This window comes from Kytococcus schroeteri (assembly GCF_042433515.1).
In the GTDB taxonomy this organism is placed as follows: Bacteria; Actinomycetota; Actinomycetes; order Actinomycetales; family Dermatophilaceae; genus Kytococcus; species Kytococcus schroeteri.
In genome coordinates this window covers 51,846-75,516 of record NZ_JBHLVH010000028.1, presented here as the reverse complement: position 1 = coordinate 75,516, position 23,671 = coordinate 51,846, and the positions used below count along the sequence as shown (strand labels likewise).

Annotated in this window: 22 protein-coding genes; 16 read left to right on the top strand and 6 right to left on the bottom strand. The window is 73.8% G+C overall.

What is annotated here, in order from left to right; translation table 11 throughout:
• Positions 1 to 23: 23 nt before the first annotated feature.
• Entirely contained in the window at positions 24 to 695 is a 672-nt protein-coding gene (gene ctaE, locus ACFFHC_RS11385; RefSeq protein ID WP_446685147.1) for an aa3-type cytochrome oxidase subunit III, read from the bottom strand.
• A 174-nt stretch (positions 696 to 869) separates the two neighbouring features.
• Here ctaE and trpD point away from each other — a divergent pair, with 174 nt between their 5' ends.
• Complete coding sequence (gene trpD / locus ACFFHC_RS11380; RefSeq protein ID WP_101849578.1) at positions 870 to 1,946, top strand: anthranilate phosphoribosyltransferase; 1,077 nt, start codon at positions 870 to 872, stop codon at positions 1,944 to 1,946.
• A 22-nt stretch (positions 1,947 to 1,968) separates the two neighbouring features.
• Here the strand turns inward: trpD and ACFFHC_RS11375 are convergent, their stop codons facing one another.
• Both ACFFHC_RS11375 and ACFFHC_RS11370 read right to left on the bottom strand, forming a co-directional pair.
• On the bottom strand, positions 1,969 to 2,250 hold the full coding sequence (locus ACFFHC_RS11375; protein WP_070706201.1) for an Lrp/AsnC family transcriptional regulator: 282 nt from the start codon (positions 2,248 to 2,250) through the stop codon (positions 1,969 to 1,971).
• Positions 2,251 to 2,259: 9 nt separating this feature from the next.
• Positions 2,260 to 4,008, bottom strand: a complete 1,749-nt coding sequence (locus ACFFHC_RS11370; protein ID WP_379805500.1) for a DEDD exonuclease domain-containing protein — start codon at positions 4,006 to 4,008, stop codon at positions 2,260 to 2,262.
• 498 nt (positions 4,009 to 4,506) lie between these two features.
• Here ACFFHC_RS11370 and ACFFHC_RS11365 point away from each other — a divergent pair, with 498 nt between their 5' ends.
• The gene (locus ACFFHC_RS11365) at positions 4,507 to 5,391 is read left to right on the top strand and encodes a hypothetical protein (protein WP_379805497.1); all 885 of its coding nucleotides are present in this window, start codon (positions 4,507 to 4,509) and stop codon (positions 5,389 to 5,391) included.
• A 91-nt stretch (positions 5,392 to 5,482) separates the two neighbouring features.
• Positions 5,483 to 6,445, top strand: a complete 963-nt coding sequence (locus tag ACFFHC_RS11360; RefSeq protein ID WP_070705668.1) for an ROK family glucokinase — start codon at positions 5,483 to 5,485, stop codon at positions 6,443 to 6,445.
• A gap of 3 nt (positions 6,446 to 6,448) precedes the next feature.
• Here ACFFHC_RS11360 and ACFFHC_RS11355 read toward each other — a convergent pair whose 3' ends face one another.
• Positions 6,449 to 7,234, bottom strand: coding sequence for an alpha/beta hydrolase (locus tag ACFFHC_RS11355; RefSeq protein ID WP_083323668.1), 786 nt, complete (start codon positions 7,232 to 7,234; stop codon positions 6,449 to 6,451).
• Positions 7,235 to 7,360: 126 nt separating this feature from the next.
• On the opposite strand from ACFFHC_RS11355, the gene ACFFHC_RS11350 reads away from it, so the two are divergent.
• Genes ACFFHC_RS11350 through ACFFHC_RS11340 form a run of 3 tightly spaced genes read left to right on the top strand, consistent with a single transcriptional unit; the run spans position 7,361 to position 9,841 of the window.
• A complete protein-coding gene (locus ACFFHC_RS11350) occupies positions 7,361 to 8,095 on the top strand; it encodes a lysophospholipid acyltransferase family protein (RefSeq protein ID WP_070705669.1) in 735 nt (244 codons plus the stop codon).
• Positions 8,092 to 9,483, top strand: a complete 1,392-nt coding sequence (locus tag ACFFHC_RS11345) for a class II 3-deoxy-7-phosphoheptulonate synthase (protein WP_141494570.1) — start codon at positions 8,092 to 8,094, stop codon at positions 9,481 to 9,483. The genes ACFFHC_RS11350 and ACFFHC_RS11345 overlap by 4 nt, the downstream gene beginning before the upstream one ends.
• A 1-nt stretch (position 9,484) precedes the next feature.
• The gene (locus ACFFHC_RS11340) at positions 9,485 to 9,841 is read left to right on the top strand and encodes an Rv2175c family DNA-binding protein (RefSeq protein WP_070705670.1); all 357 of its coding nucleotides are present in this window, start codon (positions 9,485 to 9,487) and stop codon (positions 9,839 to 9,841) included.
• 3 nt (positions 9,842 to 9,844) lie between these two features.
• Here ACFFHC_RS11340 and ACFFHC_RS11335 read toward each other — a convergent pair whose 3' ends face one another.
• Entirely contained in the window at positions 9,845 to 10,933 is a 1,089-nt protein-coding gene (locus tag ACFFHC_RS11335) for a polyprenyl synthetase family protein (protein WP_070705671.1), read from the bottom strand.
• A gap of 217 nt (positions 10,934 to 11,150) precedes the next feature.
• On the opposite strand from ACFFHC_RS11335, the gene ACFFHC_RS11330 reads away from it, so the two are divergent.
• The 9 genes from ACFFHC_RS11330 to ACFFHC_RS11290 all read left to right on the top strand — a co-directional run bounded on the left by ACFFHC_RS11330 (position 11,151) and on the right by ACFFHC_RS11290 (position 22,277).
• Positions 11,151 to 11,465: a DUF6504 family protein gene (locus ACFFHC_RS11330; RefSeq protein ID WP_070705672.1), complete on the top strand. Its 315-nt coding sequence runs from the start codon at positions 11,151 to 11,153 to the stop codon at positions 11,463 to 11,465.
• A 51-nt stretch (positions 11,466 to 11,516) separates the two neighbouring features.
• Complete coding sequence (locus ACFFHC_RS11325) at positions 11,517 to 11,975, top strand: SAV_6107 family HEPN domain-containing protein (protein WP_101849583.1); 459 nt, start codon at positions 11,517 to 11,519, stop codon at positions 11,973 to 11,975.
• Positions 11,975 to 15,745: a DNA polymerase III subunit alpha gene (locus tag ACFFHC_RS11320; RefSeq protein WP_379805488.1), complete on the top strand. Its 3,771-nt coding sequence runs from the start codon at positions 11,975 to 11,977 to the stop codon at positions 15,743 to 15,745. Before ACFFHC_RS11325 ends, ACFFHC_RS11320 begins: the two co-directional genes overlap by 1 nt.
• On the top strand, positions 15,739 to 16,908 hold the full coding sequence (dinB, locus tag ACFFHC_RS11315) for a DNA polymerase IV (RefSeq protein WP_141494986.1): 1,170 nt from the start codon (positions 15,739 to 15,741) through the stop codon (positions 16,906 to 16,908). Before ACFFHC_RS11320 ends, dinB begins: the two co-directional genes overlap by 7 nt.
• 92 nt (positions 16,909 to 17,000) lie before the next feature.
• Entirely contained in the window at positions 17,001 to 17,693 is a 693-nt protein-coding gene (locus ACFFHC_RS11310) for a hypothetical protein (RefSeq protein ID WP_379805484.1), read from the top strand.
• A gap of 134 nt (positions 17,694 to 17,827) precedes the next feature.
• The gene (locus tag ACFFHC_RS11305; RefSeq protein ID WP_083323351.1) at positions 17,828 to 18,022 is read left to right on the top strand and encodes a DUF7455 domain-containing protein; all 195 of its coding nucleotides are present in this window, start codon (positions 17,828 to 17,830) and stop codon (positions 18,020 to 18,022) included.
• Positions 18,023 to 18,027: 5 nt separating this feature from the next.
• Positions 18,028 to 18,528: a DUF456 domain-containing protein gene (locus ACFFHC_RS11300; protein WP_070703247.1), complete on the top strand. Its 501-nt coding sequence runs from the start codon at positions 18,028 to 18,030 to the stop codon at positions 18,526 to 18,528.
• 58 nt (positions 18,529 to 18,586) lie between these two features.
• On the top strand, positions 18,587 to 20,719 hold the full coding sequence (locus ACFFHC_RS11295; RefSeq protein WP_379805479.1) for a DNA gyrase/topoisomerase IV subunit B: 2,133 nt from the start codon (positions 18,587 to 18,589) through the stop codon (positions 20,717 to 20,719).
• A gap of 112 nt (positions 20,720 to 20,831) precedes the next feature.
• On the top strand, positions 20,832 to 22,277 hold the full coding sequence (locus ACFFHC_RS11290; RefSeq protein ID WP_083323352.1) for an APC family permease: 1,446 nt from the start codon (positions 20,832 to 20,834) through the stop codon (positions 22,275 to 22,277).
• A gap of 336 nt (positions 22,278 to 22,613) precedes the next feature.
• On the opposite strand, the gene ACFFHC_RS11285 is transcribed toward ACFFHC_RS11290, so the two are convergent.
• Positions 22,614 to 22,877: a hypothetical protein gene (locus ACFFHC_RS11285; RefSeq protein WP_141494950.1), complete on the bottom strand. Its 264-nt coding sequence runs from the start codon at positions 22,875 to 22,877 to the stop codon at positions 22,614 to 22,616.
• A gap of 52 nt (positions 22,878 to 22,929) precedes the next feature.
• Between ACFFHC_RS11285 and ACFFHC_RS11280 the strand changes: the two genes are divergently transcribed.
• Complete coding sequence (locus ACFFHC_RS11280) at positions 22,930 to 23,646, top strand: thermonuclease family protein (protein ID WP_379805475.1); 717 nt, start codon at positions 22,930 to 22,932, stop codon at positions 23,644 to 23,646.
• Positions 23,647 to 23,671: the final 25 nt, after the last annotated feature.

Sequence of the window (23,671 nt, the reverse complement as noted above, 5' to 3'; positions counted from 1 at the left end):
ACGGGGGGTGGACACCGAGGGCGTCACTTCAGCAGGTAGATCGACGCGAACAGGACGATCCACACGACATCGACGAAGTGCCAGTAGTAGCTGGTGACGATGGCGCCCGTGGCCTGCGAGTGCGAGTAGTGGCGGGTGGTGAACGTGCGGCCGATGATCAGCAGGAAGGCGATCAGACCGCCCAGCACGTGGATGCCGTGGAAGCCGGTGGCCAGGTAGAAGATCGACGTGTACGAGTCGGTCTGCAGGGTGAAGCCCTCGTGCACGAGCTCGGCGTACTCCAGCACCTGACCGGCGATGAAGATGGAGCCGAAGACGTAGGTCAGCACGTACCACTCGCGCATGCCCCACTTGCCGATCTCGAACAGGCCGCCGGTGCGCGAGGACTGGCCGTGCTCGGCCTTCATCACGCCGATCTGGCACCACACCGAGGAGATGACCAGGATCATCGTGTTGCCCAGCGCGAAGGGCACGTTCAGCTCCGGGGTGTGCAGGTCCCACAGGTGGGGAGCAACCGCACGGAGCGTGAAGTAGATCGCGAAGAGACCGGCGAAGAACATGAGCTCGGAGCCGAGCCACACGATCGTTCCGACCGCGGCCATGTTCGGACGCGTCACCGGGCCGAGAGCGTTCGAGCGGATCTCGGCTTGCGCAGGGGAATAGTTCACAGTCGCCACGCGAGCATTATGGACCATGGCCCCAGCCGTTGCGGGGAGGGGCCGGCCCGCTACGACGGCGCGTCGCAGATTTGCCGCCTCCTGCCGCGCCACCGCGCGCGACACGCACGGTCGGGAAGGCCCCTGGGTGACCGTGCCGGGCCTTGGGGTGCGACGTCGGTGACGGCCGTGGGGTGGCCATAGAGTGCGCCCATGGCGAGCGCACCCGGTGACCGGACCTGGCGGACCGTCCTGACCGACCTCCTGGCCGGTCGGGACCTCGATCGTGCCACCGCCTCCTGGGCCATGGACGAGGTGATGTCCGGCCGCGCCACGGACGTGGAGGTGGCGGGCTTCCTGGTGGCCCTGCGGGCCAAGGGGGAGACCGTGGAGGAGGTGCGCGCGCTGGCCGACGTGATGGTGGGGCACGCGGTACCGCTGCCGGTCGAGTCCGGTGGGCGCCCGCTGGTGGACATCGTCGGGACCGGCGGCGACGGGTACGACACCGTGAACATCTCCACGATGGCGTGCGTCGTCGCGGCCGCGGCCGGCGTGACGGTGGTCAAGCACGGCAACCGGGCGGCGTCCTCGAAGTCCGGGGCGGCGGACGTGCTCGAGGCCCTCGGGGTGGACCTCACGATGGAGCCCGAGGACGTGGCGCGCGTGGCCGGGCAGGCCGGCATCTCGTTCGCCTTCGCCCAGACCTTCCACCCCTCGATGCGCTTCGCGGCGACGGCCCGGCGCGGGTTGGGCATCCCGACCGCCTTCAACATCCTGGGGCCCATCACCAACCCGGCCCGCCCGCAGGTGTCCGTGGTGGGGTGCGCGCAGGAGCGGGCCATGGAGATCCTGTCGGGCGTGTTCGCCGACCGGGGCACCACCGCGACGGTGATGCGCGGGCGGGAGGGCCTGGACGAGGCCAGCCCGGCCGGTCCCACCGACGTGCGGTGGGTGCGAGGGGGGCAGATCACTTCCTTCGTGCTCGAGCCGGAGGCCGTGGGGGTGCGGCGTCACACCATCGAGGAACTCCGGGGCGGGGACGCCGCCCACAACGCCGAGGTGGCGCGCCGGGTGCTCGCCGGTGCCGACGGTCCGGCCACCGAGGCCGTGGTGCTCAACGCCGGGGTGGCCCTGGCGACGGCCACCGAGGCCCCGCAGGAGCTGGACCAGGACGGCTTCGAGCGGCTCGTGGCCCGCCACGTGGAGGTGGCCCGGGAGACCATCGGCTCCGGTGCGGCCGCTGGCGTTCTCGCGGAGTGGGTCCGGGCGACCCGGCCGGGAGCCGCCTGAGGGGCGGCGCCCCGCCCGACGGTCAGTCGTCGAGGCCGATGGCGAAGGCCTCGGCCTCGTCCTGGGCCGAGTAGGTGCGGAACGCGATGTGCGTCTCGGTGTCGGTGATGCCCTCGACCTTGTTGAGACGATCGGCGATCACGTCGGCGAACTCCTCGTGCTTCTCCACCTTGACCACCGCGATGAGGTCGACCGCGCCGGCGGTGGAGTAGACCTTCTCGACACCCGGGATCTCCACGATGCTCGTGGCCACCTGGGGGATGCGGGCGGACTCTGCGTGGATCAGGACGATGGCGGAGATCATGCCGCCACCCTAGCCCCGGCCCCGCCGGCCCGGGGCAGGCAGATCCGCCGACACCGCGGCGTCGAGGACGCCGGTCACCGCGGCCGCCGAGTGGATGGGGGAGGCCCACCCTCCGCTGGAGGTCACCAGGCGGACGCCCTCGCGCTCCAGCCAGCCCAGGACGAGGTCGGCCTCGCCCGGCAGGGCGGCCGGGGAGCCGTCGGGCCGCGGCGCCACCACCTCGGCGGTGGCGCGCAGCGAGTCCACCACCGGCATCGGGTCGGTGCCGCGGGGCGCCAGGGCCGTGCCGGCGAGTCGGCCGTGGCGGATGCACACGAGCTCCCAGCCCCCGGCGGTCATGGGGGCGGCGGCGACCAGCTCCTCGAGGTCCGCGAGCGCCTCGTGGCGTTGCCTCCGTGCTGCTGCGCGCAGGTAGGACCGCGCTCCGTCGCGCAGTGCGCGGGCTTCCTCGAACCGCTCACTGGCGGCGAGGGACTCCATCCGGTCGCTGAGGTGCCGCCAGGCGGCCCGGTGGTCGTCGCGCAGGGCGTGGCGTGCCTCCTCGGCGACCAGCGCGTACTCCGCGCGCGAGGTGGCGCCCGTGCAGGGGGCTCCGCAGCGGCCCAGGTCGGCCAGGGCGCAGGCGGTGGTGGACCGGGCCGCGGAGGCCTCGGTGATGCGCTGCGTGCACTGCCGCAGCGGCAGGGCGCAGTGCAGGGCGGCCACCGCCTCGCGGGCGGCGGAGGTGCTGGGGAAGGGGCCGATGTGCGTCGCGCCGTCGGTGGACACCGCGCGCACCACCGAGAGGCGGGGGAACGGCTCGTCGGTGAGGCGCACGTAGGGCAGCGAGCCCGCCTTCCGACCGGCGCGGTTGTAGCGCGGCTGGTGCTCGTGGATGAGGCGCAGCTCGCGGACCGATGCCTCCAGGGCCGTGGGGCAGACGATGGGCACCACCTTCTCGGCCAGCCGCACCATGTCCTCCATGCGGCGGCGGGTCTCCGAGGCGGTGAAGTACTGGCCCACGCGGCGGCGGATGTTGACGGCCGTGCCCACGTAGAGCACCTCGCCCTGCGCGTCGAGGAAGCGGTAGACCCCCGGTGCCTCCGGGAGGTCTGCGGCGAGGGAGCGCTTGCGGCGCCGTGCCTCCGGGACGCGGCGGGTGTAGGCCAGCAGCTCCTCGAGGGAGTGGACGCCCAGCGGCCCCACGCGCTCGATGAGGCCGTGGAGGACGTCGACCGTGGCGCGGGCGTCGTCCAGGGCACGGTGGGTGGGTGTGGTGCGGGCCCCGAGGTGCTGGGCGAGCGTGGACAGCTTGTGGTTGCGCACCTCCGAGCGGGGCAGGAGCTGCCGGGCCAGGTGGACCGTGTCGAGCACCGGGTTGGTGGGGGCCCGGCGTCCCTGCCGCTCGCAGGCGTGGCGCACGAAGCCGGTGTCGAAGCGGGCGTTGTGGGCCACGAGCACCGCGTCCCCGGCGAACTCCAGGAAGGTGGGGAGCACCTCCTCGATGGAAGGGGCCCGGGCCACCATCGCCGTGGTGATGCCGGTGAGCACCTGGATGTACGGCGGGATGCCCCGGGCCGGGCGTACGAGGGTCTGGAACTCGCCGAGCACCTCGCCGCCGCGGACCTTGACGGCACCGAACTCCGTGATCTCGCTCTCGGTCGAGTTGGTGCCCGTGGTCTCCAGGTCGAACACCACGAAGGTGACGTCTGCCAGCGGGGTCCCGAGGTCCTCGAAGGTGGCCTGGACCCCGTCGGTGAGGGCGGGGGAGCTGGACATGCCGGCACGGTAGGTGGCGGCACCGACAACCTCAGCACCTGCTGTGCTCGCGGGGGTGCCTTCGTGCGGTGTCCGGCGCGCCACCGGCGCCTCTCGTCCACAGGTTGCGGACAGGTGGACGGATGTTGTCGGTCACCTGTTCTAGTCTCGTCGGTGTCAGGGCGGTTCCGCCCGGGCGTCGGATGCGAACGGGCCCTTGGGGCTCGCAGGAGGTGACCATGGACGAGGTGGACCGGACCGCTGGGGTCCGACAGGCGGAGTGTGTGGGTGCGGCGCTGTCGACGGCCGCGCCGTGCGTCGGGTGTGGTGCGGGAACCGGGGGTCCGGGGACTGCGGGGGCGGCTCTGGATGCCCGTGAGCAGGAGGCGGTCGCAGCCCTCGTGCGGTCCGGACTCGTGGGTCTCGGCACGGCGCTGGGCGCCCGGGCGGAGGTCCTGCCCCTGACCGGGCTCGTCGGGGCAGGCTCCCGGGGCTAGGGCCGGGGGCCAGACTGTGCCCATGCGACACGACGGACCGACCCGGCGGGGTGTGCTGGCCCTCGGTGTGGCCGCGGCGGCTCCCCTGGTCGTCGCGGGGTGCCGCGGGGCGGGACAGGGTGAGGGGGCCGTGCGCGACGGTGGATCGGGTGAGGTGCCTGCGCTGGACGCCACGGGCACGCCCTGGGGCCAGGAGGTGCACCGTGCGGACGACGCGGTCCGTGAGGTGTGGCGCTCGCGTCCGGGAGACCGTCCGGTGGTGGTACGCCTGGCTGCAGGGCGGCGGGAGTTCGCGGCCGCCGGGGGCTCGGACGAGGTGCCGGGCATCACCCGGGGTCTCCGCGTGGTGCCGGGGCGGGCCAGCCTGGAGCCTGTGGACCGTCGGGGCCGGTCGGGCGGCGGGGGCGTCGCGTCCGCGTCCGCCGAGGGCGAGGGGGTGGTGGAGGTGGTGCTGCACCCGCACGTCACCGCCCTGGGCTCGGCGGACCGGGGTCTGGTGCTGCGGCACGAGCTCGTGCACGCGCGCTTCGACCAGGTGGTGTCCCGCGCCGAGCCGCTGTGGTGGCGAGAGGGTGTGGCGGAGTGGGTCGCCCACGGTGCGATCGGGGGTTCCCAGGTTGGTGACCGTGCAGTGGACGTCGAGGTGCGCCCCAGTGAACCTCGTGTCGAGGGTCAGGGATCTGGTGCGCGAGCGGCCCGGTATGCCGCGGCGCGGCGGTCGGTGGAATTGCTGGCGCGCCACGACCGGCGCCTGGTGCGCCGTGTCGACGCCGCCTGGGGGTCCTCCCAGCTGCCCGGTCCGGGCTCCCTGCGCGACTTCCTGACCAGGCAGGGCGTGCCGGGGCAGGTGGTGCGGGAGGTGCTCGTCGCAGGGGTGCGTGATGCAGACTGGCCTGCCGTGGGCTGATCCACCTGTCGGAGCCCGCCTGACGCGCCGGGTCGTCCGCGGACCGGCCACCCGTCCACCACGACCTGACCCACCTCGAGGAGACCCCCCCATGAGCCTGGCCATCGGAGTCGACATCGGCGGAACGAAGATCGCCGGCGCGCTCGTCCGGGAGGGGGTGGTGCTCGAGCGTGCGCGGGTGGAGACGCCCGCGGAGGACGTCGACGCCATCGCCGAGGCCGTGGTCGACGTGCTCGACCAGCTCCAGGGTGCCGCCGGCGACCAGGAGGTGGTCGGTGCCGGGATCGCCTGCGCCGGGTTCGTGGACCGCGAGGGCGAGACCATCCTGTTCTCCCCGAACCTCGCCTGGCGTGACGAGCCGTTGCGCGCCCGCCTCGCCGAGCGCACCGACCTGCCCGTGCGTCTGGAGAACGACGCCAACGCCGCGGCCTGGGGCGAGTTCCGTCACGGTGCCGGCCGCGAGCACCGCACCATGACGCTCATCACGGTGGGCACCGGCATCGGCGGTGGGGTGGTGGACGACGGGCACCTGCTGCGCGGCTCGTCCGGCATCGCCGCGGAGATCGGTCACCTGCGTGTGGTGCGCGACGGCCTGCGCTGCGGGTGCGGCAACCGGGGGTGCTGGGAGCAGTACGCCTCCGGCAGCGCCCTGGTGCGCGAGGCCCGCGAGCTGGTGCGCAGCGGGACGCCGATGGCCGGCCGCCTCGTCGAGGCGTGCGGAGGGGACCCCGAGCGGCTCGAGGGCACCGACGTGACCCGCCTGGCCGAGGAGGGGGACCCGGCAGCCGAGGAGCTGCTCCACGAGCTGGGGGTGTGGCTCGGGGAGGGCGCGGCCAGCCTCGCGGCCGTGCTCGACCCCGGGGCCATCGTCATCGGCGGTGGGGTGAGCGCTGCGGGCGACCTGCTGGTCCAGCCGGCGCAGCGCGCCTTCCGGCGTCAGCTCACCGGGCGGGGGCACCGGCCGTGGCCTGACGTGCTGCTGGCCTCCCTGGGCAACGACGCCGGGGTCATCGGGGCCGCGACCATCATGAGCGACCGGGCCCGGGGACGTTGAGGCTCAGCCGCTGATGCGGCGGACGAAGTCCACCGACTCCTGGTGGACCCGCTCGGCGTCGAGGTCCACCGTCGCGACGTGGAAGCTGTTCTCGAGCACGACCTCGGTGACGTCGCGGGAGGAGATCCGGCGCAGGATCGTGGCGCTGCTTCGGGCCGGCACCACGTGGTCCACCCGGGAGCGCATCAGCAGCACCGGGCAGGTGACCTCCGCCGCGCGGCGCCGCACACCCCGCCACAGGGCCCGCTGGGAGTCCAGGGCGTGCATGGGCACGGTGTCGTAGGCCAACTCACCGGGGGAGTCCGGGTCCGCGACGTCGCCGGCGATGCCGGGCATGCCCGGGCGGACCCGGCGCACGAGCGGCGTGAGCGGGACGAAGGGGTTGACCGCCGCCACCGCGGGGTTGACCAACATCACACCGGCCACCCGGGCCGGGTGGGCGATGGCCAGGGCCAGGGCGAGCGCGCCCCCCATCGACAGGCCGCCGACCACGGCGGGGCGGCTGCGGCTGGCGCGCAGCAGCGAGCGCTCGGCCACGCGGTACCAGTCCTCCCACCCCGTGCGGTTGGCCGCCTGCCACGTGCGGCCGTGCCCGGGGAGGCGCGGAACGTCCACGGCCACACCGGCATCCGCCAGGGCGTCCGGCCACCGGCCGAGCGACTGCGGGCACCCGGTGAAACCGTGGAGGAGCACGGCCTGCGGCGCGCCCACCGGTCCGGGCAGGGTGCGCGCCCCACCGCCGGGCAGCGGTGAACGCACCGAGACGAGGGCGCTGGGGGAGGGCTGCATGGTGGCCATCCTGACACGCTCGGGCGCGGTGGCCCGTGAAAGGATGCCCCGTGCGCAGCGGCCCCCACGCCGCCCGGTGGGTCGGTCGCGACCGCCCACCGATCGAGTCGAGACGCAGGAGATCAGGTGCTCTACTGGACGTTGAAGAACGTGGCCCTGGGGCCGGCGCTGAAGACGCTGTACCGCCCCACCGTCCACGGTCTGCACCACGTGCCGACCAACGGCCCGGCGATCCTCGCGGCCAACCACAGCAGCTTCTTCGACTCCATCGCCCTGCCGCTGGTGGTCCCCCGCCAGCTGCGCTACCCGGCCAAGTCCGAGTACTTCACGCAGCCCGGCCTCAAGGGGCGTGCGATGGCCGCCTTCTTCCGGGGCGTCGGGCAGATCCCCACCGACCGGTCGGGTGGCCGGGCCAGCCTCGCGGCTCTGGGTGAGGCCGAGCAGGTGCTCAAGGACGGCAACCTGCTGGGCATCTACCCCGAGGGGACGCGTTCTCCCGACGGGCGTCTCTACCGAGGCCGCACCGGCGTGGTGCGCCTGGCGCTGTCCACCGGCTCGCCAGTGGTCCCCGTCGGCCTGGTGGGTACCACCGAGATCCAGCCCATCGAGGCCGCGGTGCCGAAGGTCCGCCCGTTCACTGCCACCTTCGGTGAGCCGTTCGACGTCACCGCGTTCGTGCAGTCCCGTCACGCCGACGCCACCCCGGAGGAGCAGGCACGCGCGGTGCAGCGGCCCAGCCGCGACGACCTGCGCGCCGCCACCGACGAGATCATGCGGCGCATCCAGTCCATCACCGGTCAGGAGTACGTCGACGAGTACTCCAGCGTCGTCAAGAGCAGGAAGGCAGCTCACGGAGCATGACCACCCCCTTCGTCCCCGCATCCCGTCCCCTCAACGCCGTGGGCATCGGTGAGCCGGCCCTGGAGTGGCCCGACCTGGTGGCCAAGCAGCAGCCCACCTGGGACGACCCGGCCGAGGCCGAGCAGGTCACCGCATCGCTGCGGCGTCTGCCCCCGTTGGTGTTCGCCGAGGAGTGCGACACCCTCCTGGAGCACCTCGGTGCGGCCGCGCGCGGCGAGCGCTTCGTGCTGCAGGCCGGCGAGTGCGCCGAGACCTTCGACCAGGTGACCGCCAACCTCATCCGCGACCGGGTGGGCGTGCTGCTGCAGATGGCGGCCGTGATGACCTTCCAGGCGGGCGTTCCCGTGGTGAAGCTCGGCCGTATCGCCGGCCAGTTCGGCAAGCCACGCTCCAGCGACACCGAGACCCGCGACGGCGTCGAGCTGCCCGTCTACCGCGGCGACATGGTCAACGGCTTCGCCTTCGACGCCGAGACCCGCCGCCACGACCCGCAGCGCATGCTCGCCGCCTACAACGCGAGCGCGGCCACGCTCAACCTCGTGCGCGCCTGGACCACCGGCGGCTACGCGGACCTGTCGAACCTCAGCACCTGGGGCACCGAGGCCACCACCGAGGCCACGCGCGAGTACACCGAGGTGAGCCGCGGCATCGAGCAGGCGCTGCGCTTCACTCGCGCCGCCGGAGCCGACCTGCTGGCCTTCCGCTCCACCGAGTACTTCGCCAGCCACGAGGCGCTCGTGCTGGACTACGAGAAGGCGCTCACCCGCATCGACTCGCGGACCGGCACCCCGTACGCGACCTCCGGCCACTTCTTGTGGTGCGGCGAGCGCACCCGCGACCCCGAGGGCGCGCACATCGACTTCCTGGCCCGGGTGCGCAACCCCGTCGGCGTCAAGCTCGGCCCCACCACCACGGCCGAGGACGTGCGCCGCCTGGTGGACCGCCTCGACCCGGAGCGGACCCCCGGTCGCCTGACCTTCATCACCCGTATGGGGGCCGGCCGGATCCGCGAGGTCCTGCCGGAGGTCGTCGAGGCCGTGAAGGCCATGGGCGCCCATCCGCTGTGGCTCACCGACCCGATGCACGGCAACACGTTCACCAGCGCCTCGGGGCACAAGACGCGCCGCTTCGACGACATCGTCGACGAGGTGCAGGGCTTCTTCGAGGTGCACGGCGCGGCCGGCACCGTGCCCGGCGGTCTCCACGTGGAGCTCTCCGGCAGCGACGTGACCGAGTGCATCGGTGGTGTGGTGCCGGTGCTCGAGGACGACCTGGGGCAGCGCTACGAGAGCCCCTGCGACCCGCGCCTCAACCGCAACCAGAGCCTGGAGCTGTCCCTGCGGGTGGCGCAGATGATCACCGACGACCCGACCCTCGGAGGCGACTGAGATGGCCCAGGACCTGTTCGACACCATCGAGTGGCTGACCATCCCGGACGTCGTGGAGCGGACGGGGCTGGGCGTCAGCCAGGTGCGTCAGCTCGTCAAGGACCGCGAGTTGCTGGCGGTGCGTCGCGGGGAGAACGACACCCTGCAGGTGCCCGCGCGCTTCCTCGACGGTGGCGGCGTGCTCAAGGCGCTGCCGGGCACCATCACGGTGCTGTCCGACGGGGGGATGTCCGACGAGGACGTCATCCGCTGGCTGTTCGAGCCGGACGAGACGCTGCGCGAGGGCTCGGCGATCGAGGACCTGCACGCCGGGCACAAGACGGAGATCCGCCGGAGGGCGTCCGAGACCGCCTGGTGATCCTCAGGCGCTGCGCGCGGTGGTGACGTACGCGAGCTGCTCGAGGGCGGTGGCGGCCGCCGGGTCGATGGAGTCCCGGGCGGCCGCCAGCGCGTGCAGGGCGGCGTCGCGGTCGGCATCGACCTGGGCCTCCACGGCCGCCAGGGCGCCGGTGGAGGTGATGAGCCCGGCCATCCACTCGGTGTCGTCCGGGGACAGGTCGGGAGTGCCCAGCAGGGCCTCGAAGCGCGCGGCGTCGGCGGGGGAGGCGGCGTCGAGGACGCCCACCACGAGGGCGGTGCGCTTGCCCTCGCGCAGGTCGTCGCCGGTGGGCTTGCCGGTGAGGGCGCTGTCGCCGAACACGCCGAGCACGTCGTCGCGCAGCTGGAAGGCCAGGCCGAGGTGGAGGCCGTAGGTGCTCAGGTGCCCACGGGTGGTGGGGTCCACCCCGGCGGCGTCGGCGCCGATGAGCAGCGGGTGTTCGATGGAGTACTTGGCGCTCTTGTAGGTCATGACCCGGCGCACCCGCTCGGTGCGCGCGGGGGCGTCCTCGTCGTCCCACGGGCGGGCGGCGTTGAGGATGTCGAGGAACTGCCCGCCCATGAGCTGGGTGCGCATGAGGTTCCAGGTGGGCACGGCGCGGCGCATCTGCTCGGGGGACCAGCCGCAGCCGGCGAAGGCGGCGTCGGCCCACACCAGGCAGAGGTCGCCGGCGAGGATGGCCCCGGCCAGGCCGTGGTCCTCCGGTGAGCCGTCCCAGCCCTGCTCGCGGTGGCGGGCGGCCCAGGCGCGGTGGGCGGTGGGGGCGCCGCGGCGGGTGTCGCTGTCGTCCATGACGTCGTCGTGGAGCAGGGCGGCGGCCTGGAAGAACTCCATGGCGGTGGCGGCGCGCAGGGTGGCGGGGGAGGCCTCGCCGCCGGCCGCGAGGTGGCCCCAGTGCAGGAACCCGGCGCGCAGGCGCTTGCCGCGGGCCATGAGGAGCCCGATGGCGTCGGCCAGCTCGTCGGCCGCGGGGTCGATGGGAGCGAGCTGGGCCCGGTGGTCGGCGACCTGCTCGGTGATGCTCGCGGTGATCGCGGCCTGGAAGGCGTCGTCGAGGGGGTTGGGGCTCACGGCGTCATCGTAGGTGTGCGGGTGCGCGGTGGTGGGCGCGGGTGGGGTGTCCCGGGTGGGTGGTGAGGGGGAGGCGCAGCGGCGTCCGCCGCGTCCTGGGGCGGGTCGGGGGAGGTTGTCGGTGTCGTATGGATGAATGGGTCTTGATCCGGAAAGTCGTACTCCAGTACGGTTGGTCCGGGTCGGTGAGATGACGACCCGACGGGAGGAGAGCGGCATGCGGCGGTGTGCGGAGACGGTGGAGGTGCGGACCCTGCGGGGTGCCTGCGAGGCGGCTGGGCAGCCGGACGCCTTCGTGTGGCGGGGGCGCCTGTACGTGGTGTGCGAGGTGCTGGACCGGTGGCGGCAGCGGCACCCGTGGTGGCGCTACGTGACCGAGGCCGAGGGGCTGGCCCTGGAGGCCGGTAGCGACCAGGAGGTGTGGCGGGTGGAGGCGCGCGCCGGGCGGCACAGTCCGGCCGGGGTCTTCGACCTGGTGGCCCCGCCGGCCGGTGTGGCCGCGGCGTGGCAGCTGGACCGGGTCGTGGACTGAGGCGACTGCGGCGGGACGACGACGGACGACAGGACGGCAGGAGGAACGACGATGACGACGATGACGAGCTCGGTCGTGCCGGTGGGCGGCGGTGCCCCCGCGGGTACGGTGCTGGACCTCATGGAGCGGTCCCGGGCGAGCCTGGCCGAGGCGTGCGCCTCCCCGGTGCCCGCCGAGCGCTACGAGGCGGCCCACCTGGGGGCGTTGCGGGCGGCGGCCGCCGTGGTGGCGGCACGCACCGTGCCCGGCCGGGCCTCGCGGCCCCGCAGCGTGTGGGACCTGCTGGCCACGGCCGCGCCGGAGCTGCACGAGTGGGCGGTCTTCTTCGACGGGTCCGCGCGCCGCCGGGCGGCCCTGGCCCGCGGGCAGGCCTGCTCGCAGCGCGAGGCCGACGACCTGGTGCGGCAGGTGGACGACTTCGAGCAGCGCGTGCGCGGACTGCTGGGCCTGCCGGTTCTGCCTGCCGCCACGGCCCTGCTGGTGGCCGGCTGGCCGACCGGGGACCGCTGATGTCCGCCGCTTTCGCCCACCTGCACGTGGCCTCGAGCTTCTCGTTGCAGTACGGCACCTGCACCCCGCAGGAGCTCGTGGACCGGGCCGCGGCGTGGGGCCAGGGCCACCTGGCCCTCACCGACCGGGACGGGCTCTACGGCGCCGTGCGCTTCGCCCGGGCCTGCACCGAGGCGGGTGTGGTGCCGGTGCTCGGGGTGGACCTGGCCCTGGCCCACGCCGAGGGCGAGGCGCCGGGGGCCGCCACGCCCACCCGTCGCTCCCCGGTGCGCGGCGGGGCGTGGGTGGACGAGAGCCACCACCGGGTGCGGGTGCTGGCCTGCGGGGGGCAGGGCGGGGGAGGCCACGGTGTGGGCTGGGCGGCGTTGTGCCGGCTCGTCTCGGCCACGCACGCTGCGGGGGATCGTGGGGAGCCGCGCACCACCACCGGTCTGGTGGCCGGTGCCGCCCCGGCGGTGCGGGTGCTGCTGGGGCCGGACTCCGACGTGGGGCGGGCCGTGCTGGCCCGCCGCCGGGCCGAGGCGCGACGCCTGCTGGAGGGCTGGGTGGACGCGGTGGCCCACCGGGTGGGCGACCACGTCACCGCGCGGCGCGTGGTGGTGGTGGAGCTGGTCTGCTCCGGTGCCCCGGCCGGGGAGCCCGGGTGCACCGACCAGGCCGTGGGCCTGTGGCACCTGGCCTCCGAGGTGGGGGTGCGGGCCGTGCTCACCGCCGCGGTGCGGCACGCCGACCCCGGTGACGTGGTGGTGGCCGACGTGCTCGACGCCGCACGGCGCCACGTGCTGCTCGACCCCCGGCACCTGGAGCAGCGCACCTCGGCGGCCCACCTGGCTTCCACCCCGACGATGGTGCGGGTGGCCCGGTGGCTCGCCGAGCGGGCGGCGTGGCCCGGGCCGCTGGAGCGGGCGGCCGACCGGCTGCTGGCCACCACCTGCGAGGTGGCCGTCGAGTGCGGGCTCTCGGCCCGCGACGACCTGGGCATCGGGTCGGTGCACCTGCCCGAGCCGGAGGTGCTGGGCTTCGCCGACGCGCAGGACGCCATGGCGGGACTGGTGCAACGCTGCCGGACGGCCCTGGAGGAGCTGTACCCGGGGGCGGCCCGGCGGCGGGCGGCCGACCGGCTGGAGGACGAGCTGTCCACCATCGGGGCGCTGGGGTACGCCACCTACTTCCTCACCGTGGCGCAGGTGTGCGACCTCATCCGCGAGGCCGGGGGACGGGTGGCCGCCCGCGGGTCGGGTGCCGGGTCGCTGGTGAACCGGCTGCTGGGCATCAGCGGGGTGGACCCGCTGCGGCACGACCTGCTCATGGAGCGCTTCTGCTCGCCGCTGCGGGCCGAGCTGCCGGACATCGACATCGACGTGGAGTCCGACCGGCGCACCGAGATCTATGAGCGGGTCCTGGAGCGTTTCGGCGACGGCCGGGTCACCTGCGTCTCGATGATGGAGACCTACCGGGTGCGCCACGCCGTGCGCGACGTGGGGGCCGTGCTGGGCATGCCCCCGGTGGAGGTGGACGCCATCGCCAAGGCCTTCCCGCACGTGCGGGCCCGGGACGCGCGGGCGGCGGTGCGGGACCTGCCCGAGCTGCGGGCCGCCGGGCTGGACGCCCCGCGCCTGCAGCGGATGCTCGACCTCGTGGAGCGGCTCGACGGGTTGCCGCGCCACATCGCCCTGCACCCCTGCGGCGTGGTGCTCTCCAACCTGGGCCTGCGCGACCGCACCCCGGTGGAGGCCAGCTGGCTGGGCTTCCCCATGAGCCAGTTCGACAAGGACGACGTGGAGGACATGGGGCTGCTCAAGCTCGACGTGCTGGGCATCCGCATGCAGTCGGCCATGGCCCACGCCCTGGACCTCGTGGAGGCCACCGACGGGGTGCGGATCGACCTCGACGACGAGGCCCAGGTGCCGCACGACGACGCCGAGACCTTCGGACTCATCGGCTCCACCCGCACCCTGGGGTGCTTCCAGATCGAGTCGCCGGGGCAGCGGGAGCTGGTGGGCAAGTTCGGGCCGCGGACCTTCGAGGACGTCATCATCGACATCTCGCTGTTCCGGCCGGGTCCGGTGAAGTCGGACATGATCACGCCCTTCCTGGCCGCCCGGCAGGGGTGGGCCGAGCCGTTGCTCATGCACCCGGCGCTCCAGGAGCACCTGCGCAGCACCGAGGGGGTGGTGGTCTTCCACGAGCAGGTGCTGCAGGTCATCACCGCCACCACCGGGGTGGACCTGGCGCACTCCGACGAGGCCCGCCGCGCGATGGGCACCGCCGAGGGGCGTGAGGCGGTGGAGCGCTGGTGGCGCCCGGCGGCCGCGGCCCGAGGGTTCACCGGGGAGGTGGCCGACCGCATCTGGGAGGTGCTGGCGGCCTTCGCCTCGTTCGGCTTCTGCAAGGCGCACGCGGCGGCGTTCGCGCTGCCCACCTACCAGTCGGCCTGGCTGAAGACCCACTACCCGGCGCACTTCATGGCCGGGGTGCTCACCCACGACCCGGGCATGTACCCCAAGCGGCTCATCCTCGACGACGCCCGCGAGCTGGGCGTGACGGTGCTGGGGCTCGACGTGAACGCCTCCGGGGAGGGCTACCGGGTGGAGCCGGTGGGGCAGGAGGAGCCCGACGACGACCTGTCCGTCCCCCTCACCGAGGTGGACCCCGACCGGGCCCTGGAGCGGGTGCGCCGCCGGGCCCGCCGGTGGGGGCTGCGGGTGGCCCTGTCGGAGGTGAAGGGCCTGGGGCAGGACGACGCGCGGCGGATCGTGGCCGGGCAGCCGTACGCCTCGCTGGCCGACTTCTGGCACCGGGCCCGGGTGGACCGCCCGCTGGTGGAGCGGATGGTGCTGGCCGGGGCGTTCGACGCCTTCGCGTCCCCCGAGCGGCGGCGTGACCTGCTGGTGGAGCTGGTGGACCTGGAGCGGTGGCGGGAGCCGCGCTCGCGGGGGCGTCGGGCCCGCCTGGCACTGGACCGGGCCGAGCAGGACCGCCGCGCGGCCGAGCGCGGCACCCAGCCGATGCTCGACCTGCCCGCACCCCGCGGTGTGGGGGACGCCGGGCTTCCCCCGATGGCCCGGGAGGAGCAGGTGGCCCACGAGTTGGAGGTGCTGGGCATGGACGTCACCGCCCACGTGCTGGAGCCGCACCTGCCCACCCTGCGGGCACTCGGTGCGCGGCCGGCCCGGGACCTGCTGGGGCTGCGGTCGGGCACCGAGGTGCTGGTGGCCGGGGTACGCGTGGCCACGCAGACCCCGCCGGTCCGGTCGGGCCGCCGGGTGGTCTTCGTGACCCTCAACGACCCCACCGGGGCCAGCGACGCCACCTTCTTCGAGGACGTGCAGGGCCCCTACGCGCAGGTGCTCTTCCAGTCGTGGTTCCTGCTGGTGCGGGGCGTGGTGCGCCGCACCGGCCCCCGTGGCGTCTCGCTGCGGGCCACCGGGGCGTGGGAGCTCTCGGAGCTGACCGGGGCACACCGTTCCGGCGGGGTCGACGGGCTCTTCGCCGCGTGGGAGGAGCAGGACCGCGTGCAGCACGAGCGGGCACGGGCCGGGCAGGAGGCCGCGGCCGCCCAGGGACCGTTGGGGCGGCGGGTGCTCGTGCACGCCTCGGGCTACCGGCAGTCGCCCTATGCCGACGTCGGCGCCGCCGGGCCCGCGGTCGGGGGCCTGGCCGCAGGAGCGCCCGGGGCGGGTCGGACCGGTCGCGCCGGTGCGCCGGGGACGGGCGGGATGCCCTCGCGCAAGCTCTGGCACAGCTCCCCGGGGAGCTCGGGATGGTGAGCGCGGTGCTGCACGTGGACATGGACGCCTTCTACGCCTCGGTGGCCCTGGTGGACCGCCCCGAGCTGCGGGGCCACCCCGTGGTGGTGGGTGGCGGCCACCGGTCGGTGGTGCTCTCGGCCACCTACGAGGCGCGGGCCTTCGGGGTCCGCTCGGCCATGCCCATGGCCCGGGCCCGGTGGCTGTGCCCGCAGGCCACCGTGGTGCGCCCCGACCACGAGCGGTACGCGGCGGTCTCGGAGGCGGTCATGGAGGTCTTCCGCCAGGTCACCCACACGGTGCAGCCCACCTCGGTGGACGAGGCCTTCCTCGACCTCGGTGGCACCGCCCGTCGGTGGGGGACGCCCCAGCAGGTGGCCGAGTGGATCCGCCGCACCGTGCTCGCCGAGCAGCAGATCACCTGCTCGGTCGGCATCGGCCCCAACCCCTTCGTGGCCAAGGTGGCCTCCGGCCAGGCCAAGCCGGACGGTGTCCGCGAGGTCACCCCGGCCGAGGTCGTGCCCTTCCTCCACCCGCTGGACGTGGGCGTGCTGTGGGGCGTGGGGGAGCGCACCGCCGAGCAACTGGCCCGGTTCGGTCTGACCACGGTGGGGCAGGTGGCCCACACGCCGGTGCCCACCCTCCAGCGGATCGTCGGCCACCACGCCGGGGCCGCCCTGGCCGAGCGGGCGTGGGGCCGTGACCCGGCCCGGGTGCGCCCGGTGGTGGCCGAGAAGACCATCGGCAACGGCCAGACCTTCGACCACGACGTCGACGACCCCCGCCAGGTGGAGACCCGGCTGCTGCTGCTCTCCGACCGGGTGGCCGCCCGGGCGCGTGCGGCCGGGTCGGTGGGCCGCACCGTGCAGGTGACGGTGCGCTTCGCGGACTTCACCACCGTGCAGCGCTCCACCACCCTGCGCCGCCCCACCGACGTGAGCCGGGAGGTGCACGAGGCGGCCCTGGTCGCCTTCCGGTCCCTGGGCCTGCAGCGTGCCCGCGTGCGCATGGTGCGGGTGGTGCTCTCCGGGCTCACCCCCGCCGAGAGCACCCCCCGGCAGGCGATGCTGGACGAGCCGGAGGTCGGGTGGCGCGAGGCCGACGTGGCGGTGGACCGGGCCAGTGCCCGGTTCGGGGCCGGCATCGTGCGGCCGGCCAGCCTGCTCTCCGGGGCCGGTCGGTGAGCCGTGCGCATGCGTAGACTGGACGGACCGCGGCGTGCGTCGGGAGCCGTCGACGGATCCGTGAGGTCGTGGACCGGAGCTGGAGGTGGCCGATGGCCCTGTCGGAAGACGAGCAGAGCCGACTGGACGCCCTGGAGCAGTCCCTGCTGGTGGAGGACGGCGACCACTCCCACATGCCCGAGGTCGAGCGAACCGCTCGCCGGGACTCCCACGAGGCCGACCTGTTCGCCGTGTTCGCCGGTCGCGCCACCGCGGCGGCCCCGCCCTTGGACGAGGACGCCCCGCCGACCGGTGCCCGCCCCCTCGACGGCCCCTCCGCCCGCCCCACCGGTCGCCGTTCCCGTGCCGGACGCCTGGTGGTGGGCCTGCTCGTGGTGACCGTGGCCATCGGGCTGTACGCACTGGCCGCCTGGGCCCGGCTGCCGTGGGTGGGGGTCGGGGGTTTTGCGCTGCTCGTCATCGCGGCCGCGCTGTGGATGCGCATGCCCGGCAACTCCTCCCGCTCCTCGTGGGGGGAGCACCGTCAGGCCCCTGCGCGGCCCGACCCGGGCGCGCCGCGTGGCCTCCTCGGGCGCGACCCCTTCGGGCGGGACCGCCCGGGCAGCGTCTGGGACGGCGGCCGACGGGTCACCGGGTCCCGGGTGGACGGTCTCCCCGGTCGCGCCGGGGGGTCCGTTGTCAGCGGCCGTGCCGGCACTCCCGGCCGTGCCCGGGCCACCCAGGGGTCCTTCATGCAGCGGCTCGAGCGCCGCTGGGACGCCCGGCGCGACGAGCGCGGCCGCTGACGCACCCGGCCGATTGCGCCCACGGCGAAACCCGGAACGTCCCGGCCCCGCCCCCTGTTGGCACGGGCACGGACCCCGCACCCGGGGACCCGGAACGACCTGCTGACACAGCAGCCATGACCCAGGAGGTACTCGTGGAGACTGCCGTCGCCCCCGTCCTGACCGCCGCCGACCGCTGCGACCGCTGCGGCGCCCGCGCCTACGTGCGCGTCACCCTCGCCGGCTCCCCGCTGCACTTCTGCGCCCACCACGGCCAGGAGCACCTGCCCGCCCTGCAGGACCGCGCGGACGTCGAGGTGCTCGACGAGACGCACCTGCTGCACGGCTGACGCCCATGGACTGGACCGTCCTGCTCGCCGTCCTCGTCGGCGCCGCCATGCTGGTCGGCCTCGTCGGCAGCGCGCTGCTCGTGCTGCCCGGCCTGGTGGTGGTGTGGGCCTCCACCCTGGTGTGGGCGCTGGCGGTCCAGTCCACCGCCGCGTGGTGGGTGCTCGGCATCGCCACCGTGCTGGCCGGCACCGCCACGGTGGTGCAGTACCTGGTGCCCGGCCGCCGCATGAAGGCCGCCGGCATCCGCACCTCCACGCTGCTGGTCGGCGTGCTCGGCGGCATCGTGGGCTTCTTCGTGATCCCCGTCGTGGGCCTGTTCGTGGGCTTCGTGGGCGGTGTCTTCCTCGCCCAGGCCCTGCGCGGCTCGTCCGGTGGGCTCACCCCCTGGCAGGCCACCCTGCACGCGCTCAAGGCCGTGGGCACCAGCATCCTCATCGAGCTGCTTGCCGGCATGCTCATCGCCGGCACCTGGCTGGCGAGCCTGGTGCTGCCCGCCCTGTTCTGAGGCGGACACGCCCCACCGCCTCACGAGGCTGTCGGTGGCGTCACCTAGGTTTGGCCCCGTGAATCCCCGCACTGCCAAGGCCTCGACCACCAGCAGCACCGGCTACGACGCCCGGCACCTCCAGGTGCTCGAGGGCCTCGAGGCGGTGCGCAAGCGGCCCGGCATGTACATCGGCTCCACCGACTCCCGGGGCCTCATGCACTGCCTGTGGGAGATCATCGACAACTCCGTGGACGAGGCCCTCGGCGGCTTCGCCACCGGCGTGGACGTCACCCTCCACGCCGACGGCTCGGTGGAGGTGGCCGACGACGGCCGTGGCGTGCCGGTGGACGTGGAGCCCCGCACCGGCCTGACGGGCGTGGAGCTCGTCTACACCAAGTTGCACGCCGGCGGGAAGTTCGGCGGCGGCTCGTACACCGCATCCGGTGGTCTGCACGGCGTGGGTGCCAGCGTGGTCAACGCCCTGAGTTCCCGCCTGGACGTGCAGGTGGACCGCGCCGGCACCACCTGGGGCATGAGCTTCCGCCGCGGTGAGCCGGGCGTCTTCGCCGACGACGCCTCGGGCCCCTCGCCGAGCAGCACCTTCGAACCGTTCACCACCGGCAGCGAGCTGCGGAAGGCCGGCACGGTCAAGCGCGGCGTCACCGGCACGCGCGTGCGCTACTGGGCCGACCCGCAGATCTTCCTGGCCGACGCGGAGTTCTCCTACCGGCAGCTCACCGACCGAGCCCGCCAGACCTCCTTCCTGGTGCCCGGCCTGCGCATCAGCATCACCGACAAGCGCCGCATCCCGGGCACGCCGGGGGAGAACGGCACCCACACCGAGACCTTCCTCCACGAGGGGGGCATCACCGAGTTCGCCGAGTACCTGGCGGCCGACGAGGCGGTGACCGACACCTGGCGCCTGCAGGGCACCGGCACCTTCACCGAGACCGTGCCGGTGCTCGACGACGCCGGCCACATGGTGCCCACCGAGGTGGAGCGCGACTGCGAGGTGGACGTCGCGCTGCGCTGGGGCACCGGGTACGACACGGTGGAGCGCTCGTTCGTCAACATCATCGCCACGCCCAAGGGCGGCACCCACGTGTCCGGTTTCGAGGCCGCGCTGCTCAAGGTGGTGCGCAAGCAGGTGGAGGCCAACTCCCGCAAGCTCAAGCCGGGCAAGGACAAGATCGAGAAGGACGACGTGCTGGCGGGCCTCACCGCGGTGGTGACCGTGCGTCTGGCCGAGCCGCAGTTCGAGGGGCAGACCAAGGAGGTGCTGGGCACCTCGGCAGTGCGCAGCATCGTGTCCAAGGTGGTGGAGACCGAACTCACGGCGCTGCTCACGAGCACCGCCCGCGGGCAGAAGCAACAGTCCGCGGCCGTGCTGGAGAAGATCGTCGCGGAGATGAGGTCCCGCGTCTCGGCGCGCATGCACAAGGAGACGCAGCGCCGCAAGAACGCGCTGGAGACCTCCTCGCTGCCCACCAAGCTGGTGGACTGCCGGTCCACCGACACCGAGGGCAGCGAGCTGTTCATCGTGGAGGGCGACTCGGCCCTGGGCACCGCCAAGCTGGCGCGCCAGAGCGACTTCCAGGCCCTGCTGCCCATCCGCGGCAAGATCCTCAACACGCAGAAGGCCTCGGTGGCCGACATGCTGAACAACGAGGAGTGCGCGGCCATCATCCAGAGCATCGGGGCCGGCTCGGGCCGCAGCTTCGACCTCGAGGCCTCCCGCTACGGCAAGGTCATCATCATGACCGACGCCGACGTGGACGGCGCCCACATCCGCACCCTGCTGCTCACCCTGTTCTTCCGCTACATGCGGCCCCTGGTCGACGCCGGGCGGGTCTACGCCGCGGTGCCGCCGCTGCACCGCATCGAGGTGGTGAACCGAGGCAGGGCCAACGACTACGTGTACACCTACTCCGAGGCCCAGCTCCACAGGGAGCTGGCGCGCCTGCGCAAGAACGGGCGCACGCTCAAGGACCCGCTGCAGCGCTACAAGGGCCTGGGCGAGATGGACGCCGACCAGCTGGCCGAGACCACCATGGACCCGGCCCACCGCACCCTGCGCCGCGTGACGATGGCGGACGTGGAGGCCGGCGAGCGCATCTTCACCCTGCTCATGGGCAACGAGGTGGCCCCGCGCAAGGAGTTCATCGTGAGCAACGCCGCGCAGCTGGACGCCGAGCGCATCGACGCCTGAAGGGGCCGGCCACCTCGCGTCGAGTGGCCGGTGGTGGCCGGAGGTCTCGCTCTGGCAACGAAATGCGTGTCGGCGTGGTGCCAGTCACACGCGATGCCGCACCATATGGTCCATGAGTACCGCCACCTCGCAGACGTCCCCGGTCCCGGACGGCTCGGCAGCCCCTTCCGGGGGCGAACCCGAGCTGAAGCGGGTCCTGGGCCCCAAGCTCCTGCTGCTGTTCATCATCGGTGACATCCTGGGCACCGGCATCTACGCCATCACCGGCAAGGTGGCCCACGAGGTGGGCGGCGCGGTCTGGGTGCCGTTCGTCATCGCCTTCGCGATCGCCATCATCACCGCCTTCGCCTACCTCGAGCTCATCACCAAGTACCCGCACGCCGGTGGTGCGGCCAACTTCATCCACCAGGCCTTCGGCATCCAGTTCCTCACCTTCATGGTGACCTTCCTGGTGATGGCCTCGGGCATCACCTCGGCCTCCACCGCAGCCAAGGCCTTCGCGTCCAACCTCTCGGCCGGCCTCGGTGCGGACTGGGCCTCGGACTCCCTGCCGGTGCTCCTGCTGGCCGTGGCCTTCATGCTGCTGGTGGCCCTCATCAACTTCCGGGGCGTGGCCGAGTCGGTCATGCTCAACGTGGTGCTCACCTGCGTCGAGCTGTCAGGTCTGCTGCTGGTGATCTTCGTGGGCCTGTGGGCTGTCATGGGCGGCTCGGACGCCCCGGTCGACTTCTCCCGCGCGATGATGTTCGAGACCAGCGGCGACAAGAACGCGTTCCTCGCCGTCACCGCCGGCACGTCGTTGGCCTTCTTCGCCATGGTCGGCTTCGAGGACTCGGTGAACATGGCCGAGGAGACCAAGGACCCGATCAAGACCTTCCCGCGCATCATGTTCACCGGTCTGGTCATCACCGCGGCGATCTACGTGCTGGTCTCGGTCACCGCCGTGGCCCTGGTGCCGGTGGGTGAGCTGGGCGAGGGGGACACCCCGCTGCTCAAGGTGGTCCAGGCCGGCGCCCCGAACCTGCCGATCGACACCTTCTACCCGTTCATCGCCATGTTCGCCGTGGCCAACACCGCGGTCATCAACATGCTCATGGCCTCCCGCCTGCTGTACGGCATGGCCAAGCAGGACGTCCTCCCGCGCCCGCTGGCGCTGGTTCACAGCGGCCGTCGTTCGCCGTGGGTTGCCATCATCGTGACCACCCTGCTGGCCGTCGGCCTGATCACCTTCGTCGGCAAGGTCTCCGCTCTGGGCGGGACCACCGCGCTGCTGCTGCTGGCCGTGTTCGCCCTGGTGAACGTCGCCTGCATCGTGCTGCGCAAGCGGGACCACGAGATCGACCACGACTACTTCAAGGCCCCCACCTGGATCCCGTGGGTGGGCGCCATCGCGTGTGCCTACATGGTGGGTCCGTGGACCGGTCGCGACACCGAGCAGTACGTCATCGCCGGGTGGTTGGTCGTCATCGCCGTGGTGGCGTGGGCGCTGACCTGGTTCCTCAACCGGGCGCTGTACGCCAAGCCGACCCGTCTGCGTCACCCGGAGGACCTCACCTGATCGGCCGGTCGGCCCACGTGGGCCGACCACCCTGTTCTGCCGATGCGGTGGTGCAGTGACGGGGGCCGCCCACCCGGGGCGGCCCCCGTCGGCGTCCTCGCCATGGGTCGCCTGCGCGTGGCGCCCGCCCGCGACGGTGCCCCCGTGGTGCAAGTTCTTGACCCATCACCGACGATGCCGAGGACGCGCCGTGCCCGCTGACGCCCCCCACCATGCCCAGACGACCGGTTCCCGTCCGAGGCGGTGGGCCCGCCGCACGTCGCTGCTGCTCCCCGGCCTCCTGCTGGCCGTGACGCTGTCCGGCTGCGACGTCGGCTCGCTGGGCAGCGAGGGTCGCTACACCGAGACCGGGGACGTCTCGCAGGCCGCGGCGGCCGAGCAGGGGTCCGGCTCCGGGGCGGAGACGACGGCGTCGGCGTCGAGCGGGTCCCCGACGTCTGCGGCGTCGAGCGCGTCCCCGACGCGCACGAATGCCGCGCGCAGCGCGGATCGTTCCTCAGCCTCCTCGGCCAGCGAGGGGTCGACGACGCCCACGGCCACCGTGGCAGCACCCAGCAGCGCGGCCACGGAGCGGGCGTCCGCCACGGCGGTGGACCCCACGACGACACCGTCGGCCACCCGCACCGCGGCGCCCGCGGCAGCCTCCACCCCGGTGGCCGCCGCTGCCGCTGCTCCCGCTGCTGCCGGGGCGTCCCGGGGCCCGGTGGTCAAGGTCGTCGACGGTGACACCCTCCACGTGCGTCTGGCCTCCGGGGTGGAGCGGGTGCGCGTCATCGGCCTGGACACCCCGGAGATCGGCGAGTGCGGCTTCCGCGAGGCGTCCGCCGGCCTGCGGAACCTGGTCGCCGGCACCACCGTCACCCGGGAGCGCGACCCCACCCAGGACAACCGGGACCGGTACGGACGCCTGGTGCGGCACGTCCGCATGGCCGGGGGAGACTCCGCTGCCGTGCGCATGATCCGCCAGGGCCTGGCTCCGGAGTACCTGTACGACGAGCCGTACCAGAACCGTGCGGCCCACCTGGCGGCCGAGCGGGCGGCCAAGGCCGAGCGGCTCGGCATCTGGGGGCGCAGCGGCTGCACCGCCCCCGCTCCGGCCCCCGCCCCTGCCCCGACCCCGACGCCCGCCCCGGCTCCGGCCACCACCGCGCCGCCGGCCCGCCTGGTGGACACCCCGCCGGCGCCGGCCGAGCCCGGTGGTGGCGCGTGCCGCATCAAGGGCAACATCTCCAGCAGTGGGGAGAAGATCTTCCACTCCCCGGGCCAGCGGCACTACACGCAGACCAAGATCTCGCCGGCCAAGGGGGAGCGGTGGTTCTGCTCCGCCGCCGAGGCGATCAAGGCCGGGTGGCGCGCCGCCAAGGTGTGAGGCACGCACGAGGGGCCCGGGCAGG

Excerpts from the sequence above, each read along its gene's own strand:
- dinB (WP_141494986.1), top strand. The coding sequence starts at position 15,739 with ATGGTGAGCGCGGTGCTGCACGTGGACATGGACGCCTTCTACGCCTCG.
- ACFFHC_RS11370 (WP_379805500.1), bottom strand. The coding sequence starts at position 4,008 with ATGTCCAGCTCCCCCGCCCTCACCGACGGGGTCCAGGCCACCTTCGAG.
- ACFFHC_RS11355 (WP_083323668.1), bottom strand. The coding sequence starts at position 7,234 with ATGCAGCCCTCCCCCAGCGCCCTCGTCTCGGTGCGTTCACCGCTGCCC.
- ctaE (WP_446685147.1), bottom strand. The coding sequence starts at position 695 with ATGGTCCATAATGCTCGCGTGGCGACTGTGAACTATTCCCCTGCGCAA.
- ACFFHC_RS11375 (WP_070706201.1), bottom strand. The coding sequence starts at position 2,250 with ATGATCTCCGCCATCGTCCTGATCCACGCAGAGTCCGCCCGCATCCCC.
- ACFFHC_RS11340 (WP_070705670.1), top strand. The coding sequence starts at position 9,485 with ATGGCCCAGGACCTGTTCGACACCATCGAGTGGCTGACCATCCCGGAC.
- ACFFHC_RS11345 (WP_141494570.1), top strand. The coding sequence starts at position 8,092 with ATGACCACCCCCTTCGTCCCCGCATCCCGTCCCCTCAACGCCGTGGGC.
- ACFFHC_RS11310 (WP_379805484.1), top strand. The coding sequence starts at position 17,001 with ATGGCCCTGTCGGAAGACGAGCAGAGCCGACTGGACGCCCTGGAGCAG.
- ACFFHC_RS11325 (WP_101849583.1), top strand. The coding sequence starts at position 11,517 with ATGACGACGATGACGAGCTCGGTCGTGCCGGTGGGCGGCGGTGCCCCC.
- ACFFHC_RS11320 (WP_379805488.1), top strand. The coding sequence starts at position 11,975 with ATGTCCGCCGCTTTCGCCCACCTGCACGTGGCCTCGAGCTTCTCGTTG.
- ACFFHC_RS11300 (WP_070703247.1), top strand. The coding sequence starts at position 18,028 with ATGGACTGGACCGTCCTGCTCGCCGTCCTCGTCGGCGCCGCCATGCTG.
- ACFFHC_RS11365 (WP_379805497.1), top strand. The coding sequence starts at position 4,507 with ATGCGACACGACGGACCGACCCGGCGGGGTGTGCTGGCCCTCGGTGTG.
- trpD (WP_101849578.1), top strand. The coding sequence starts at position 870 with ATGGCGAGCGCACCCGGTGACCGGACCTGGCGGACCGTCCTGACCGAC.
- ACFFHC_RS11360 (WP_070705668.1), top strand. The coding sequence starts at position 5,483 with ATGAGCCTGGCCATCGGAGTCGACATCGGCGGAACGAAGATCGCCGGC.
- ACFFHC_RS11290 (WP_083323352.1), top strand. The coding sequence starts at position 20,832 with ATGAGTACCGCCACCTCGCAGACGTCCCCGGTCCCGGACGGCTCGGCA.
- ACFFHC_RS11330 (WP_070705672.1), top strand. The coding sequence starts at position 11,151 with ATGCGGCGGTGTGCGGAGACGGTGGAGGTGCGGACCCTGCGGGGTGCC.